Origin of the sequence: Actinosynnema sp. CA-299493, assembly GCF_050946825.1 — a bacterium.
Taxonomy (GTDB): domain Bacteria; phylum Actinomycetota; class Actinomycetes; order Mycobacteriales; family Pseudonocardiaceae; genus Actinosynnema.
Genome location: NZ_CP191993.1, coordinates 2,026,065 through 2,040,903 on the forward strand (window position 1 = coordinate 2,026,065; position 14,839 = coordinate 2,040,903).

Annotated in this window: 13 protein-coding genes; 9 read left to right on the forward strand and 4 right to left on the reverse strand. The window is 72.5% G+C overall.

Annotated elements, in window-relative coordinates:
* Positions 1–54 precede the first annotated feature (54 nt).
* A complete protein-coding gene (locus ACQPYE_RS09900) occupies positions 55–1,428 on the reverse strand; it encodes a DUF2252 domain-containing protein (RefSeq protein ID WP_498720732.1) in 1,374 nt (457 codons plus the stop codon).
* A 64-nt stretch (positions 1,429–1,492) separates the two neighbouring features.
* The gene (rocD, locus tag ACQPYE_RS09905; RefSeq protein WP_498720733.1) at positions 1,493–2,749 is read right to left on the reverse strand and encodes an ornithine--oxo-acid transaminase; all 1,257 of its coding nucleotides are present in this window, start codon (positions 2,747–2,749) and stop codon (positions 1,493–1,495) included.
* 142 nt (positions 2,750–2,891) lie between these two features.
* On the opposite strand from rocD, the gene ACQPYE_RS09910 reads away from it, so the two are divergent.
* The 6 genes from ACQPYE_RS09910 (at position 2,892) to ACQPYE_RS09935 (ending at position 8,385) form a co-directional block, all read left to right on the forward strand.
* The gene (locus ACQPYE_RS09910) at positions 2,892–3,761 is read left to right on the forward strand and encodes a PPK2 family polyphosphate kinase (RefSeq protein ID WP_498720735.1); all 870 of its coding nucleotides are present in this window, start codon (positions 2,892–2,894) and stop codon (positions 3,759–3,761) included.
* A 142-nt stretch (positions 3,762–3,903) separates the two neighbouring features.
* Positions 3,904–4,986: a lactonase family protein gene (locus tag ACQPYE_RS09915; RefSeq protein ID WP_498720736.1), complete on the forward strand. Its 1,083-nt coding sequence runs from the start codon at positions 3,904–3,906 to the stop codon at positions 4,984–4,986.
* Positions 4,987–5,041: 55 nt separating this feature from the next.
* Positions 5,042–5,788: an SGNH/GDSL hydrolase family protein gene (locus tag ACQPYE_RS09920; RefSeq protein ID WP_498720737.1), complete on the forward strand. Its 747-nt coding sequence runs from the start codon at positions 5,042–5,044 to the stop codon at positions 5,786–5,788.
* Between the two features lie 241 nt (positions 5,789–6,029).
* On the forward strand, positions 6,030–6,824 hold the full coding sequence (locus ACQPYE_RS09925; RefSeq protein ID WP_498720738.1) for a HipA family kinase: 795 nt from the start codon (positions 6,030–6,032) through the stop codon (positions 6,822–6,824).
* Positions 6,808–7,197: a DUF3037 domain-containing protein gene (locus tag ACQPYE_RS09930; protein WP_201439275.1), complete on the forward strand. Its 390-nt coding sequence runs from the start codon at positions 6,808–6,810 to the stop codon at positions 7,195–7,197. Before ACQPYE_RS09925 ends, ACQPYE_RS09930 begins: the two co-directional genes overlap by 17 nt.
* Positions 7,198–7,269: 72 nt before the next feature.
* Entirely contained in the window at positions 7,270–8,385 is a 1,116-nt protein-coding gene (locus tag ACQPYE_RS09935; protein ID WP_498720739.1) for an LCP family protein, read from the forward strand.
* Between the two features lie 172 nt (positions 8,386–8,557).
* On the opposite strand, the gene ACQPYE_RS09940 is transcribed toward ACQPYE_RS09935, so the two are convergent.
* Positions 8,558–9,049, reverse strand: a complete 492-nt coding sequence (locus ACQPYE_RS09940; RefSeq protein WP_498720740.1) for a hypothetical protein — start codon at positions 9,047–9,049, stop codon at positions 8,558–8,560.
* Positions 9,050–9,244: 195 nt separating this feature from the next.
* Here ACQPYE_RS09940 and ACQPYE_RS09945 point away from each other — a divergent pair, with 195 nt between their 5' ends.
* Genes ACQPYE_RS09945 through ACQPYE_RS09955 form a run of 3 tightly spaced genes read left to right on the forward strand, consistent with a single transcriptional unit; the run spans position 9,245 to position 13,241 of the window.
* Positions 9,245–10,012, forward strand: coding sequence for a 3-hydroxybutyrate dehydrogenase (locus ACQPYE_RS09945; RefSeq protein WP_498720741.1), 768 nt, complete (start codon positions 9,245–9,247; stop codon positions 10,010–10,012).
* A 39-nt stretch (positions 10,013–10,051) separates the two neighbouring features.
* Entirely contained in the window at positions 10,052–11,389 is a 1,338-nt protein-coding gene (locus ACQPYE_RS09950; protein WP_498720742.1) for an MFS transporter, read from the forward strand.
* Between the two features lie 4 nt (positions 11,390–11,393).
* Entirely contained in the window at positions 11,394–13,241 is a 1,848-nt protein-coding gene (locus ACQPYE_RS09955) for a helix-turn-helix domain-containing protein (protein ID WP_498720743.1), read from the forward strand.
* Positions 13,242–13,299: 58 nt separating this feature from the next.
* Here the strand turns inward: ACQPYE_RS09955 and ACQPYE_RS09960 are convergent, their stop codons facing one another.
* A complete protein-coding gene (locus tag ACQPYE_RS09960; RefSeq protein WP_498720744.1) occupies positions 13,300–14,598 on the reverse strand; it encodes a tannase/feruloyl esterase family alpha/beta hydrolase in 1,299 nt (432 codons plus the stop codon).
* Between the last annotated feature and the right edge of the window lie 241 nt (positions 14,599–14,839).

The following is a 14,839-nucleotide window of genomic DNA, read 5'->3' on the forward strand; positions in this document are numbered from 1 at the left end:
TGAGCCAACTTAGCGCTCCGGGGCCGGGCCGGCACTCCCTGTCGACGTGACGGGTCATTCGCGCTCTGCGGGCAGCCGACCGGACCTGACCGCCGCGACCAGCTCCTCGTGGTCGGCGCACGTCCGGTCGGCGTAGCCCAGCGCGTACCGGGCGATCGCCTCGTCCAGCTCCTCGCCGCCCGCGCAGTACCCGGCCAGCAGGCGCGGGTCGACCGACCGGCTGTGCGCGCGGGCCAGCAGCGCGCCCGCGAGCCGGCCGTAGTCGTCCAGGTCGTCCCGCTTCAACGTGGTCGCGTCGATCTCGCCCTTGCGGTTGCGGAACTGGCGGACGATGTAGTCCCGGCCCTCGATGGTGGTCCAGCCGAGCAGGATGTCGGTCTCCGCCTGCACGAGCCGCGCGCCGTGCACGATCCGCTTGCCCTCGTGCTTGACCGCGGGCGCGCCCAGGAACGGCGCCAGCGCCGACGGGCGCGCCTCCTTCGCCTGAAGCACCAACGCCTCGTCGCCGTTGCCGTGCAGCAGGACCAGGTAGTTGCGCCAACCGACGCTGCCGGTGCCGACCACGCGGAACGCCACGTCCGACACGCCGTAGCGCATGATCAGGTCGTACCGCGACTCGCGCAGCGTGTCCACGTAGGACGGGAGGGCGGCCACGACGGACGCCGCCTCCTCGTCGGAGATCCGGGACAGCACGGGCGGGTCCGGCACGAACCGGATGTGCTCGCCCTCGCGCCGCGTCCACTTCGCCGCCACCCGGGCGCTGGTGTTCCTGCGCGCCTTGGACGCGGCCTTCGTGAAGTCGTCCAGCAGGTCGTCGGCCTTCGACTTCGACAACGCCGACTCGTCGCCCAGCGCGTTCCACGACTCCATGAACGGGATCTCGGCCAGGTGCCGCGCCGCGCCCCGGTAGGCGCGCACCGCGTCGGACGCCGCGTCACGGCAGCCCTTCTCCGACACGCCGCCCTCCCGGCCCGCCAGCATCAGCGACGTCGCCAGCCGCTTCAGGTCCCACTCCCACGGGCCGGGCAGCGTCTCGTCGAAGTCGTTGATGTCCATCACGATCCGACCCTCGGGCGTGCCGTAGAGGCCGAAGTTGGCCGCGTGCGCGTCACCGCACAGCTGCGCGTCCAGCCCGCTGCGCGCCCCCACGGCCAGGTCGCCCGCCATCAGCCCGGCGCTGCCCCGGAAGAACGCGAACGGCGAGACGAGCATCCGGCCGATCCGCAGCGGCACGAGGTGCGGCAGGCGGTCCTCGTTCGACGCGTCCACGAAGTCGACCACGGACGGCCGGTCCGGTGCGAACACCAGCTCGCGGTGCGCCTGGTGGCTCACCGCCGCCCGCAGCCCGCGACCGCGCGCCAGGACCTCCTCCGGTTCGACCCACTGTCCCAGCGCGACGGCCGCGCGAGCCCGCTTGCGTTCACCCATGGGCCAAGGATGCGGGTCGGGACCGGCGATCACACCGGTCTCGACACGTCTGTGACCTGCGATATCAGGCGGATCCGGCAAACCGGGCACGGTGGTGGCGCTGCGTGCTCAACACCTCGCCGACCGCGTCGATCCCCCGGTCCAGCTCCTCGCGCGTGATGACGAGCGGGGGAGCGACCCGCAGGGTGGTGTCCTGGGTCTCCTTGCACAGCACGCCCAGCCCGGCCAGCGCCTCCGACGCCGCGCGCCCGCGCGGCCCGCCGGGCGCGATCTCGACACCGGCCCACAGCCCGCGCCCGCGCACCTCCGCCACGCCGTGCCCGACCAGCTCGCCCAGCCGCGCGTGCAGGTGGTCGCCCAGCTCGCGGGACCGCCGCTGGAACTCGCCGGTCGCCAGCAGCCGCACCACGGCCCGCCCGACCGCGCACGCCAGCGGGTTGCCGCCGAACGTCGAGCCGTGCTCGCCGGGCCGCAGCACGCCGAGCACCGCCCGGCTGCCGACCACCGCCGACACCGGCACGATGCCGCCGCCCAGCGCCTTGCCCAGCGTGTAGAGGTCGGCGCGCACGCCCTCGTGGTCCAGCGCCAGCAGCTCGCCGGTGCGGCCCAGCCCGGACTGGATCTCGTCCGCGATCATCAGCACGTCGTGCTCGTCGCACAGCGCCCGCACGCCCGCCAGGTAGCCCGCCGGCGGCACGACCACGCCCGCCTCGCCCTGGATCGGCTCCAGCAGCACCGCGGCGGTCCGCTCGGTGATCGCCTCGCGCAACGCGTCCAGCGAGCCGTACTCGACGACCTCGAAGCCCGGCGTGAACGGCCCGAAGTCCTCGCGCGCGGTGTCGTCGGTGGAGAACGAGACGATCGTGGTGGTGCGGCCGTGGAAGTTCGACCCGGCGACCACGATCTCGGCCGTGCCGGCGGGCACGCCCTTCACCCGGTACGCCCACTTGCGGGCGACCTTGATCGCCGACTCGACGGCCTCCGCGCCGGAGTTCATCGCCAGCACCATCTCGGTGCCGGTCAGCTCGGCCAGCTCGCGGCAGAACGGGCCGAACTGGTCGTGGTGGAACGCGCGGCTGGTCAGCGTGACCCGGCCGAGCTGCTCGACCGCGGCGGCGACCAGGTCGGGGTGGCGGTGGCCGAAGTTCAGCGACGAGTAGCCGGACAGGAAGTCCAGGTAGCGGCGACCGTCGACGTCGGTGACCCACGCGCCCTCGCCGTGCGAGATCACGACCGGCAGCGGGTGGTAGTTGTGCGTGCTCCATTCCTCGTCGAGCGAGATGAAGTGCTGGGAGCTGAGGGCTGCGGCCATGGCGGTCATGTCACCAACACTAAGGGGCCCGCGCCAGCGAATTCATCCGCCAGCCGTTGCGCATCCGTCATGTTCGTTGCGCAATCGGAGGTTTTCGCGGTGATTCGTTGCGCGATCGGCAAGCTCATGATCGGCGGGTTACCCTCCGACGATGGCCGACAAGTCCGCGCAGGTCCAGTCGATATCGGACGCCTTCCGGGTGAAGCCGGAGAACTTCGACCTGGCCGAGGTCGATCCGGCCGCGACGCCGGTCGGTCCCGGCTCGAAGTCCGAGGCCACCGCCGACATGGCGGTGATCGGCCGCGAGCTGGACCGGCTCCAGGAGGCGCTGTACGCCGAGGGCACGGGCGGCGGCGACCGGCGGGTGCTGCTGGTGCTCCAGGGCATGGACACCTCCGGCAAGGGCGGCACGATCCGGCACGTCGCCGGCCTGGTGAACCCGCAGGGCCTGCGCATCGCGTCGTTCAAGAAGCCGACCCGGACCGAGTCGCGGCACGACTTCCTGTGGCGCGTCCGCCGCCAGGTGCCGCCGCCGGGCCACATCGGCGTGTTCGACCGCTCGCACTACGAGGACGTGCTGGTCGCGCGGGTGGACAACCTCGTGCCGTCGACCGAGTGGCGGCGGCGCTACCGGCAGATCAACGCCTTCGAGGCGGAGTTGGCCGACCAGGGCGTGACGATGGTGAAGTGCTTCCTGCACATCTCGCCGGAACGGCAGCGCGAACGGCTCATCGCCCGGCTGGAGGACCCGCTCAAGCTCTGGAAGTACAACCCGGGCGACCTGGAGGTGCGGGCCAAGTTCTCCCGCTACCAGCTGGCCTACCAGGACGCGCTCGTCAAGTGCTCGACACCGGTCGCGCCCTGGCACGCCGTGCCGTCGGACCGCAAGTGGTACCGGAACTGGGTGGTGGCGCGGCTGCTGCTGGAGGCGCTGCGGGACCTGGCGCCCGCCTACCCGGAACCCTCGTACGATCCGGCCGTCGAGTTGGCACGGCTCCGGGACGCCGACCCGTTGCGCTAGACGCAATCTTCGTTGCACCTCTTGCCTGTTCACAGTGGTCCAGGCCACGGTGGAACCGCCGCGGGCGGTCGAGCGGAGGTTCGGTGTGGATGTGGACAGGCGGCGGTTCCTGGGTGCCGTTGGCGTGGGAGCGGGGTTGCTGATGACCGAGGGTGTCGCGCGAGCGGACGAGTCCGACGAGGGCCACGGGCGGGGGGAGGTCCGCGCCTACCTGGGCACCTACACGTCGTGGGCGGGAGGTGGCACGGGTCTCGGGCTCGGCGCGTACGACCCGGCGACGGGCAGGCTGCGCGTCACCGGCGTGGTGCCGGACGTGCCGAACCCGTCGTTCGTGATCGACGCGGGCCGCTGGGTGTACGCGGTCAACGAGAAGTCCGACGGCGAGGTGACCGCGCTGGCGGTCGGCCCGGACGGCGTGCCGAAGGTGGTCGGCAGCCGCAGCACCGGCGGCGCGGACCCGTGCCACCTGGCGCTGCACCGGGGGTTCCTGCTGTCGGCCAACTACAGCTCGGGCAGCGTGTCCGTGCACCCGGTGCTGCCCGACGGCGGGTTGGGCGAGCGCACCGACCTGGTCGTGCACTCCGGCGTCGGACCGGACCCGGACCGGCAGGAGGGGCCGCACGCGCACCAGGTGCTGGCCGACCCGACCGGCGAGTTCGTGCTGGTGGTCGACCTGGGCACCGACTCCGTCCACAGCTACCGGCTCAGCGCCGAGGGCAAGCTGACCTCGGCCGCCACGGCGCGCGTGCACGCCGGCGCGGGGCCGCGGCACCTGGCGTTCCACCCGTCGGGCAAGCACGCCTACATCGCCAACGAGCTCGACTCCACGATCGTGGTGGCCGGGTACGACCGGGGCGTGCTCACGCCGGGCCAGAAGGTGAGCACGCTGCCCGCCGGCGCGCCGACCGCGCCGCGCAACTACCCGGCGGAGATCGTGGTGTCGCCGGACGGGCGGTTCGCCTACCTGTCCAACCGCGGTCACGACAGCGTGGCGGTGTTCGCGGTGGAGCGCGGCGGCGCGGCGCTGCGGTTGGTCGAGGCCACGCCGGTGGGCGGGAAGTTCCCCCGGCACATCGTGCTCGACCCCTCCGGCCGGTTCCTGCTGGCGGCCAACCAGAACTCGGACAACATCACCACGTTCGAGGTGGACCGGACCACCGGGAAGCTGCGGCTGACGAGCACGACCGCCGCGCCGATCCCGGTCTGCGTCGCCCTGAAGGGGTAACTCCCAACGGGTTGACTTCCGCCGGCGGGACTGTCCACAGTGGTAGCACCGGTGCATGAAGATCCTCGTGCTCGCGCTGCTGATGGCCGCCACCCCCGCGCCGGTCGCGCCGGAGCTCGTCGCGTTGGGTGACTCCTACGCGGCGGGCCTCGGCGCGGGCGCGGAGTCGTCCGACGACTGCCGGCGAAGCCCGCACGCGTACCCGGCGCTGTGGGCGCAGCGCCACCGGGCGACCCTGGTGCAGGCCGCGTGCGCCGGCGCCACGACGGCCGACGTGACCGGGCAGGCGGAGCGGATCACGCCGAACGCCACGCTCGTCACGATCACGGTCGGCGGCAACGACGCCGGGTTCACCGACGTGATGACCAAGTGCACGGTGGGCGACGACGACGAGTGCGTGGGCCGGGTCGACGAGGCCGTGCGGTTCATCCGCGACGAGCTGCCCGGCCGGTTGGACGCGCTGTACGGCGTGGTGGCCGACCGGAGGTCCGCGGCGGCCGACGTCGTGGTGCTGGGCTACCCCCGGCTGTTCTCCGACGAGACGTGGTGCCTGATGAGCGGGCCGAAGCGGGCGGCGGTGAACCGGGCGGCGGACGCGGTGGCGGAGGTGACCGGTGACCGGGCGGAGGCGGCCGGGTTCGAGTACGCGGACGTGCGGGACGCCTTCGACGACCACGGCGCCTGTGCCGACGAGCCGTGGCTGAACGGCCTGGTCCTGGTCCCCGTCGACCGCTCCTACCACCCCAACCGCGCGGGCCAGGAATCCGGCTACCTCCCCGCCCTGACCGCCACCACCACCTGACCACCCCACCTCACCCACTCCACCTGCCCCCTGACCCGCCCACCTGCCCCCTGACCCGCCCTGCCCTAAGCCGCCCCGACCGCCACCTCACAAGCCGCCAACCCACCCCGCGATGTCGCGTCGATCGTTCGCGGCTGATTTTCCGGCGATCACGCTCTTCCGATCGTCGGAAAATCAGGCGCGAGCGATCGACTTCCAGGCGACATCGCCGCCGTCTGCGGAGCAGCGGCAAACTAACACCGTGAACCACTCGAACGGGCTGCGCCAGGTCGCGGCCACCCGCTACGTCACGCCCTTCCGGGAGGGCGGCTCCCTGCCGGGGCTCGTGGAGGCCGACGACCTCGGCATGTACGTGCTCAAGTTCCGAGGCGCGGGCCAGGGGGTGAAGGCGCTCACGGCCGAGATCGTGGTCGGCGAGTTGGCCCGCCGCCTCGACTTCCGGGTGCCTGAGATCGTGCTGGTCGACCTGGACCCGGAACTGGGCCGCGCCGAGCCGGACCAGGAGGTGCAGGAGCTGCTGAAGGCCAGTGGCGGGCTCAACCTGGGGTTGGACTACCTGCCCGGCTCGTTCGACTACAACCCGGCGGTGCGGGAGCCGTCCGCGGAGGCCGCCGCCCGCTTGCTGTGGCTGGACGCGCTCACCCTCAACGTCGACCGCAGCTGGCGCAACCCGAACACGCTGCTCTGGCACCGCGAGCTGTGGCTCATCGACCACGGCGCGTCGCTGTACTTCCACCACTCGTGGCGGCCGGAGAGGTTCCCGGCGGCCACCTACCGGTTCGACGCGGCCGACCACCTGATGCTGCCGTTCGCGGGCGACCTGGCCGAGGTGGACGCCGAGCTCACCGCCCGCGTCACGCCCGACCTGGTGCGCGAGGTGCTGGCGCTCGTGCCCGACGCGTGGCTCGCGCAGGACGAGGCGTTCGGCGCGCCGGCCGCCGTGCGCGAGGCGTACGAGTCGTTCTTCACCGCCCGACTGGCCGCGCCGCGGGCGTGGGTCGACGCACTGGAGGCAGCCCGTGCCGCACGTGTTTGAGTACGCGCTGCTGCGCGCCGTGCCGAGGCAGGAGCGCGGCGAGTTCGTCAACGTCGGCGTGCTCGTCTACTGCAAGGACCTGGAGTTCCTCGGCGCCCGCGTGCACGTCGACGAGCGCCGGGTGCTGGCGCTGGACCCGTTCCTGGACGTGGAGGTGCTGCGGGCCACGCTGGAGCACCTCGGCCTGTCGTGCGACGGCGTGCCGACGGCGGGTCCCGTGTCGCGCACCTCCGCCGGTCAGCGGTTCCGCTGGCTGACCGCGCCCCGCAGCACGATCGTGCAGACCTCGCCCGCGCACACCGGCCTGACCGACGACCCGGAGGCCGAGCTGGACCGCCTGCTGGCCGCGCTCGTGCTGCCACCCGACCACTAGGGTTGGCAACCTCTCGCCGCGCACCGCGTCTTTAGGTGCGAGCAGTGACCGACACACGGACGGGGTCGCTTGATGAACGCCGGATACCAGCAGGGCGGGTATCAGCAGGGCGGGTACCGACAGGGCGGGCAACCCCCGCAGCGGGGGCCCCGGAGCGGGAACCAGGGCGGGCCGCAGCAGGGCGGGTACGGGCAACGTGCCGCCTACCAGCCGGCCGGACGCCCGGCGCCGCGCCGCCGCAAGCCGAGGATCGGGCGGCTTATCGGTGTGGTCCTGGTGCTGTTGCTGGCGTTCGGCATCGGCATGTGGTTCTACGTCGACGGGTCGTTGCGCCGGATCGACGCGCTGACCGACTACGCGGACCGGCCGGCGGACACACCGGGCACCAACTGGCTGCTCGTCGGGTCGGACGCGCGCGACGACCTCACCGAGGAGCAGAAGGCCGAGCTGTCCACCGGTGACGCGGGCGGCCGGCGCACGGACACCATCATGCTGCTGCACATCCCGGAGGGCTCCGGGAAGTCCACTCTGGTGAGTGTTCCTCGCGACTCCTATGTGGACATCCCGGGCAACGGCAAGAACAAGATCAACGCGGCGTTCGCGTTCGGCGGGCCGTCGCTGCTGGTGCAGACCGTGGAGGGCGCCACCGGCATCCACGTCGACCACTACATGGAGATCGGCTTCGGCGGCTTCGCCGGGATCGTGGACGCGGTCGGCGGCGTGGACATGTGCATCGAGGAGCCGATGCAGGACCCGTTGGCGGGTCTCGACCTCCAGCCGGGCTGCCAGGAGCTCGACGGCACGCAGGCGCTGGGCTTCGTCCGCTCGCGGGCGTTCGCCACGGCCGACCTCCAGCGGGTGGAGAACCAGCGCAAGTTCCTCGCCGCGCTGACGGACAAGGCGACGAGCTTCGGCACGCTCGCCAACCCGTTCCGGGCGTTCCCGCTGCTGTTCGCGGGCACGGACTCCATCTCGGTGAACGCCGACGACCACCTGCACCACCTCGCGGGCATGGCGTTCGCCATGGGCGGGGGAGTGGACACGGTGACCGTGCCGGTGGGCGGCACGCCGACCGTGCCCGGCGCGGGCTCGGTCGTGCAGTGGGACCGGGAGAACGCGCTGCGCCTGTTCGGCGCGCTGGAGAAGGACGAGCCGGTCCCCGCGGACCTGCTGCCGCAACCGAAGTAGCACCTCGCGGACGGGCCGCCGGGCGCACGCACCCGGTGGTCGCCGCACGGATCGGGCCGCCGGGCACACGCACCCGGCGGCCCGTCCGCGTTCCCGGGGGTTCTCCGGATCGCGGTCGACCGCAGGGCCCTCATCGCCTCGAAGAGGGCTCCGACGAGCTGGAGGTCTTCCGTCAGTTCCGGTCCGGCGTCGAGCCCGCGGCCTGCTCCGCGCCCGGCACGGCGGCCAGGACCGCGGTCTGGTCGGCGGCGGGGATGACGGCCGGGGTGACGGTCGGGTTCGTGGACGGCGCGGGCGTCCGAACGGCGGCCGTCGGCACCGTGGTCCCGGCAGCGGCCGTCTGGGCGGCGGTCGGCAGCGTGGTCCCGACAGCGGTCGGCAGGGTGGTTCGCGCCGCGATCGGCAGAGCGGTCCGGGCCGTCGTCCGGGTGGCGGTCGGCTCCGCGGTCGGCAGAGCGGTTCGGGTGGGGGTCGGCGTTGCGGTCGGCGCGGTGGTTCGGGTGGCGTCCGGGGTCGCGGTCCGGTCCGCGGTCGGCGCGGCGGCTCGGGGCGCGGTCCGGTCCGTGGGCTGGACCACGGTCTGGACCGCCTCCGCGGCCTCGCTGACGAGGATGATCCCCTCGAACTCGCGCAGCAGGTCGTCGTAGATCGGCGTGAGTGACACTAGGTAACCCCCAAGACGTCGTTCGTCCCCCGAACGGGCCAAAGCAGCGTACCCACGGCCGCACGCCCGCTTCACCCGGTATTCGACAACTGGATGCCTTTGTCGTTAACTGTCGGCAAAGCACATCCCTCGCCCGCAGGTTGTAGGGCTCGCTCACATGTGCGGTGCACCGCAGGTCACCTAGCGTTTCGGGCCATGACGAGTGTCCCCGGTCACAGCGACGACCTGTCCGGTCGCACCGCCCTGGTCACCGGCGCCGGCAGCGGCATCGGGCGGGCCTGCGCGGTCGCCCTCGCCCGAGCCGGGGCGAAGGTGCACCTCGTCGACCGCGACCGCGACTCGGTCGTCGAGGCGGCCCGCGAGACGGGCGGCACCGAGCACGTGGTCGACCTCGCCGCCGACGACCCCGTCCGCGACCTGCCCGCCGAGGTCGACATCCTGGTCAACAACGCGGGCCTGCAGCACGTCGCTCCCGTCCACGAGTTCCCGCCCGACCGGTTCGCGCTGCTCCAGCGGGTCATGGTCACCGCGCCGTTCCTGCTCGCCCGGCACGTCCTGCCGCACATGTACGAGCGCGGCTGGGGCCGGGTGGTGAACATCTCCAGCGTGCACGGCACCCGGGCCAGCGCGTTCAAGTCCGCCTACGTCACCGCCAAGCACGGCCTAGAAGGGCTGAGCAAGGTCATCGCGCTGGAAGGCGCGCCGCACGGCGTGACCAGCAACTGCGTCAGCCCCGGCTACGTGCGCACGCCGCTGGTGGAGAACCAGGTCGCCGACCAGGCCCGGGCGCACGGCATCGAGCCCGAGCAGGTGCTCGCCGACGTGATGCTCACCAAGCACGCCATCAAGCAGCTCATCGAACCGGCCGAGGTGGCTTCCGTCGCGCTGTGGCTGTGCGGCGCGCACTCCGGTCACGTCACCGGCTCGTCGTTCACGATCGACGGCGGCTGGACCGCCCAGTAGCCCCCCGTTCACCCACCCCCCAACGAAGTGGTGACCGACATGACGAACGCCGCCCCTCCGCAGCCGAAGAAGTCCTTCGCCAAGGTGGTCATAGCCAGCCTCATCGGCACGACCATCGAGTGGTACGACTTCTTCCTCTACGGTTCCGCCGCCGCCCTGGTGTTCAACAAGCTGTTCTTCCCCACCGCGGACCCCCTCAACGGCACCCTGCTCGCGTTCACCACCTACGCGATCGGCTTCCTGGCCCGTCCGCTGGGCGGCCTGGTGTTCGGCCACTTCGGCGACAAGGTCGGCCGCAAGAAGCTGCTCGTGCTGAGTTTGGTGCTGATGGGCGGCGCGACGTTCGCCATGGGCCTGCTGCCCACCTACGCCGCGATCGGCGTGGCCGCGCCGCTGCTGCTGACGTTGCTGCGGTTGATCCAGGGCTTCGCGCTGGGCGGCGAGTGGGGAGGCGCGGTGCTCATCGTGTCCGAGCACGGCAGCGCGGAACGGCGCGGGTTCTGGGCGTCCTGGCCGCAGGCGGGCGTGCCGATGGGCAACCTGCTGGCGACCGCCGTGCTCGCGGTGCTGGCCGCCGTGCAGACCGACGAGGCGTTCCTGTCGTGGGGCTGGCGGGTGCCGTTCCTGCTGTCCGGCGTGCTCGTCCTGATCGGGCTGTGGATCCGGCTCAGCGTGTCGGAGTCGCCGATCTTCCTGGCAGCCCAGAAGAAGGTCGAGGCGGGCAAGGTCAAGGAGAAGCCGCCGATCGTGACCGTGCTGCGCGACCACTGGCGCGAGGTGCTGATCGCGATGGGCGCCCGCATGGCGGAGAACGTGTCGTACTACGTGATCACGGCGTTCATCCTGGTCTACATCACCTCGGAACTCGGGATGCCCCGCTCGGCCGGGCTGAACGCGGTGCTGATCGCGTCGTTCGTGCACCTGGTCACGATCCCGATGTGGGGCGCGCTGTCGGACCGGATCGGCCGCCGCACCACGTACCTGATCGGCGCGGTCGGCATCGGCTTGTGGATGTTCGTGTTCTTCGCGCTGCTGGACACGAAGTCGTTCTTCCCGATGACGCTCGCGGTCACCGTCGGCCTCTTCCTGCACGGCGCGATGTACGGCCCGCAGGCCGCGTTCTTCTCGGAGCTGTTCGGCACGAAGGTGCGCTACTCGGGCGCGTCCATCGGCTACCAGCTGGCGTCGATCGGGGCGGGCGCGGTGGCGCCGCTCATCGCGACCGCGCTGCTCGCCGCCTACGACAGCTCGTTCCCGATCGTGCTGTACGTGCTCGGCATGTGCGTGCTGACCGTGATCGCCGTCGTGGTGGCGAAGGAGACGAAGGGCAGCTCCCTGAACCGGACCGACGTCGAAGTCCCCTCAGTGCGAGCATGAGGGCATGAGCGAGGCGGACGCGGTGGAGCACCTGGTGGAGCTGCTCGGCCTGCTCGCGGCGGACGCGGGCAGCGAGCGGCTGGCGGCGGTGCTCCCCGCGGCCCGCGCGGCGGGTGTGCCGGACCACGAGCTGGACCGCATCGCCCGCGCTGCGGAGTGGGCGTTGCGGATCCGCCGCACGCTCACCGCGCACCGACGTCGGGAAGCCGAGCTGGAAGCGCTGTTCGACACCGCGAACGACCTGGCCGGCGTGCGCGACCCGGACGCCGTGCTGCGGTCCATCGTGCGGCGCGCCCGGCTGCTGCTCGGCGCGGACATCGCCTACCTGAGCATGAACGAGCCCGGTCGCGGCACCTACATGAGGGTCACCGACGGCTCGATCTCCGCGTTGTTCCAACAGGTCCGGCTCGGCATGGGCGAAGGGCTCGGCGGGTTGGTGGCGCAGACCGCCCGGCCGTACGTGACCGCCGACTACTTCGCCGACGACCGGTTCGACCACACCGGCCCGATCGACGCCGCCGTGCGCGACGAAGGGCTGGTCGCGATCCTGGGCGTGCCGCTCAAGCTCGACCGCCGGGTGATCGGCGTGCTCTACGCGGCCAACCGCTCGCCGCGCCAGTTCCCGCCCGACGAGGTGGCGCTGCTGTCGTCGCTGGCCGACCACGCCGCCATCGCGCTGGACACCGCGCACCTGCTGGAGGAGACCCGGGCCGCGGGCGAGACGATCAGCGCGCACAACGAGGCCATGCGCCGCGCCGAGGACGCCCACGACCGGCTCACCGACCTGGTGCTGCGCGGCGCGGACGTGCCCGAGGTGGCCGCCGCCGTCGCCAAGGTGCTCGACGGCGGGATCGTGGTGCACGACAGCGACGGCGTCGAGCTGGCCCGCATCGGCACCACCAGCGCGCTCACGCCCCGTGCGGCGGTCAACGCCTCGCGCGCCAGCGGCCGGGCCATCCCGCAGGACGGCACGTGGGTGTGCGCCGTGCTGGCGGGCCGCGAGCTGCTGGGCGGCATCACGCTCACCGACCGCCCGGACCTCGGTGACGCCGACCGCAGGCTGTTCGAACGCGCGAGCGTCGTCACCGCCCTGCTGCTCCTGCTGCGCCGCACGGTCGCCGAGGCGGAGAACAAGGTGCGCGGCGAGCTGATCACCGACCTGCTGACGGCCGCGGTCGACTCGGTCGCGTTGCGCGCCCGTGCCCGCCGGGTCGGCGTCGAGCTGGCGGCCGAGCACGTGGTGCTGGTCGCGGACGGCCCGCGTGACCGGCTCCTCGCCGCCGCCGCGCACCACGCGTCGGCCTGCCGCGGCTTGGCGGGCGCGCACGGCGAGCACGTGGTGCTGGTGCTGCCCGGCGCGGACCTGGCGTGCGCGGCGGACGACGCGGCCCGGGTGCTGGGCAAGGCGGTCGGCCTGCCGGTGACCGTGGGCTCCGGCGGTCCGGCGCACGGCCCGGAAGGCGTGGCCGCCGCGCACGCCGAGGCGGTGCGGTGCCTGAAGGCGTTGCTGCAACTGGGGCGCAAGGGCACCGGCGGCACGCTCGCGGACCTCGGTTTCGTCGGCGTGCTGCTGGGCGACCGGGCGGACGTCGCCGGGTACGTCCGGTCCACCCTCGGCCCCCTGCTGGACTACGACTCCAGCCGCGGCACCGAGCTGGTCCGGACCGTCACGGCGTACTTCGCGTGCGGCGCGAACCTCAGCCGTGCCAAGGACGAGCTGCACGTGCACGTGAACACGGTGGTGCAACGGCTGGACCGGGTGGCGAGCCTGCTGGGCGACGACTGGCAGTCGCCCGAACGGGTGCTCGAAGTCCAACTGGCGCTCAAGCTGATGAAGGTGCTCGGCACCTGACCCGTCGGTCCCGCCGCTCGGTCGCCCCCAGAGCGCACCGAGCGGCGGGACCCGGCGGTCAGGCCAGCGCGCACTCCGTCGCGCTCACCGCCGCCGGTCGGGGGACGGTCGTCGAAGCGGGCGGTCGCGTGCCCGACAGCCACCCCTCCAGCGCGGCGAACGCCGACCGGTGGCACGGCGTCAACGGCCGCAGCCGGTCCGGGAACGCGTCGAACAGCGAGTCCACGTGGGTGCCTCCCTCGATCCGGTAGTAGCGGAACAGCGCGCCGCGCCCCGCCCGGCGCACCATGTCCGCGTACACGTCGGAGTCGCGGGAGATGGGCAGCAGCACGTCCAGCGTGCCGTGCAGGGTGAGCAGCGGCTTGCCGATCCGGCCCGTCAACGCGATCCGCTCGACGGCCCGCTGCGCACCCGGCCGTGACGCGTAGTCGTAGTCCGCGTCGCACAGCGGCGTGCCGGGCGCGCAGAACGGCGTGCCCGCCTCCACGTCACCGTCCCAGGCCGGGTCCAGCTCCTCGCGGTAGATCCGCTGGGTCAGGTCCCAGTAGTACTGGTGGTGGAACTGCCACAGGAACTCCGACTCGGCCGGGAAACCGGCGGCCACCACCGCCGCCTTGTCACCGGTGGCGTAGCCCTTCAGCGCGGGCGGCAGGAACGTCAGCAGGTTCGGCCCCCGGGCGGTCCACAGCGTGCCCTCCCAGTCCACCCCGCCGTCGTACAGCTCGGGCCGGTTCTCCAGCTGCCACCGCACCAGGTAGCCGCCGTTGGAGAGGCCGGTGGCCAGGGTGCGCGACGGCGGCCGGCAGTACCGCTGCGCCACCACGGACTTCGCCGCCCGGGTCAGCTGCGTGACCCGGTGGTTCCACTCGGCGATCGCGTCGCCCGGTCGCGTGCCGTCCCGGTGGAAGGCCACGCCGGTGTTGCCCTTGTCGGTCGACGCGAACGCGTACCCGCGCGCCAGCACGAAGTCGCTGATCGCGCGGTCGTTGGCGTACTGCTCGCGCACGCCGGGCGAGCCCGCGACGACGAGGCCGCCGTTCCAGCGCGCCGGCAGCCGGATCACGAACTGCGAGTCGTGCGCCCAGCCGTGGTTGGTGTTGCCGGTGGAGGAGTCGGGGAAGTAGCCGTCCACCTGGGTGCCGGGCACCGGCGTCGGCGCGGGCAGGCCCGCCGGGGTCAGCCCGGCCCAGTCGGCGGGATCGGTGCGGCCACCGGCGGTGGACAGGTCGGCGAGGTGGGTCAGTTCCTGGTGCTCGGCACCGGGAACGCGCAGGGGACCGCATCCGTCGGCGGACGCGGGAACGGCCTGCGCCGTCGTCGCGAGGAGCGCTGCGATCAGCGGAACGGCGATGTTCACCCGAGGCACGGTAAGACGGTCCGCCGGGCCGGGGAATGGCTCCGGACGCCATGGCCGGCGGGGCGGATGTGGTGCGTGGAGCCATCGGCGTCACACGTCCGAGTGACCCTCGCATGGCGGTTTTGCCCGACACAGCGTTACGAATGGGAGCAACCGTGCTTTTCACTACCACGGGTGACGCCGATCGGTGCATGACTTGCGTGTTAACAACCCTCACGGCCAGCCGAACGGCCGTGTCCTG

Bases quoted from the DNA above. Each gene is read 5' to 3' on its own strand.
- ACQPYE_RS09900 (WP_498720732.1), bottom strand. From the start codon at position 1,428: ATGGGTGAACGCAAGCGGGCTCGCGCGGCCGTCGCGCTGGGACAGTGG.
- rocD (WP_498720733.1), bottom strand. From the start codon at position 2,749: ATGACCGCCATGGCCGCAGCCCTCAGCTCCCAGCACTTCATCTCGCTC.
- ACQPYE_RS09910 (WP_498720735.1), top strand. From the start codon at position 2,892: ATGGCCGACAAGTCCGCGCAGGTCCAGTCGATATCGGACGCCTTCCGG.
- ACQPYE_RS09915 (WP_498720736.1), top strand. From the start codon at position 3,904: ATGACCGAGGGTGTCGCGCGAGCGGACGAGTCCGACGAGGGCCACGGG.
- ACQPYE_RS09920 (WP_498720737.1), top strand. From the start codon at position 5,042: ATGAAGATCCTCGTGCTCGCGCTGCTGATGGCCGCCACCCCCGCGCCG.
- ACQPYE_RS09935 (WP_498720739.1), top strand. From the start codon at position 7,270: ATGAACGCCGGATACCAGCAGGGCGGGTATCAGCAGGGCGGGTACCGA.
- ACQPYE_RS09945 (WP_498720741.1), top strand. From the start codon at position 9,245: ATGACGAGTGTCCCCGGTCACAGCGACGACCTGTCCGGTCGCACCGCC.
- ACQPYE_RS09950 (WP_498720742.1), top strand. From the start codon at position 10,052: ATGACGAACGCCGCCCCTCCGCAGCCGAAGAAGTCCTTCGCCAAGGTG.
- ACQPYE_RS09955 (WP_498720743.1), top strand. From the start codon at position 11,394: ATGAGCGAGGCGGACGCGGTGGAGCACCTGGTGGAGCTGCTCGGCCTG.